The organism is Cellulomonas sp. RIT-PI-Y, assembly GCF_025642745.1.
GTDB lineage: Bacteria > Actinomycetota > Actinomycetes > Actinomycetales > Cellulomonadaceae > Cellulomonas.
The window spans coordinates 1-922 of sequence record NZ_JANZKP010000093.1 but is presented as its reverse complement, the minus strand read 5'-3'; the positions used below and the strand labels follow the sequence as shown (position 1 = coordinate 922).

Sequence of the window (922 nt, the reverse complement as noted above, 5' to 3'; positions counted from 1 at the left end):
CGAGGACCTGCCCGAGGCCTACCGCACCGGACGGGTCGCGGGCGTCTCGGACCAGGACTTCGCCGCGTTGCTCGGCCGCCCGTTGCCGGTCGACACCGCCACGGGGCCGCTCGGGATCAACGACCCGTTGTCCGCGATGGCCCACGCGCCCTCACCGCTGGCCCGGTTCGCCTACCGCGTGCTGGCCTGGCGCCGGGTCGCGGCCGACCGTAAGGGCAAGCCCGATCTGAACATCTTGTTCTTGTTGAACATGCCGTTCCGGGCGATCGGGAAGATGACGGGCGGCGTGGTCGACGTCGCGATGGTCGAGGGTCTTCTGCGGATCGTGAACGGGCACTTCTTCTCCGGCGCGCGGGTCACCGTGGGCGCCTTCTTCCGTAACCGTCGCGCGAATCGCGCCACCGCCCGCCAGTTGCGCGGCGAGATCTGAAACGAGTCCCCGCATGTTCTCCCGTCTTCGTGCCGCCTGGACCCGGTTCGCTCAGCAGCGTCCCGGGGTCGCCCAGTTCGTGGTGTTCTTCGTGCTGAGCAACGGCATCACCGTTCTGCAGCTGGCGTTGATGCCGTTGATCAAGTGGGTCTTCGGGATGACCTCGCTGGTCGATACCGCGTTCCAGGTCTGGCCGGTGGGGTCGAACCCGGACGGGTCGCAGTTCTTCGTGTTCGACTACGCCGCCGGGGCCCTGCCCCAGGGTGGTGGGGGGTTGGCGTACTTCCTGGCGGTGCAGATCACGTTGTTGATCGCGCAGGTGATCAACTTCTTCGCTCAGCGCTCGATCACGTTCAAGTCGAACTCCTCGATCGGCAAGGCCGCGTTCTGGTACACCCTGGCCTACCTGGTCATCACGATCCTGGCCGCCGCCGCCCAGGGCCTGTACAAGACCCCGATCTACGACCTGTTCATCGACACCTGGGGCCTGGG

1 protein-coding gene and 1 pseudogene are annotated in these 922 nt (G+C 66.8%); both read left to right on the top strand.

From position 1 onward, the window contains the following. A pseudogene (locus tag OGL89_RS16750) lies at positions 1 to 430 on the top strand (glycosyl hydrolase); the annotation flags it as partial. A gap of 13 nt (positions 431 to 443) precedes the next feature. Then, positions 444 to 922 (top strand): hypothetical protein (locus OGL89_RS16745; protein ID WP_263121309.1); only part of this gene is annotated, 479 nt, incomplete at its 3' end.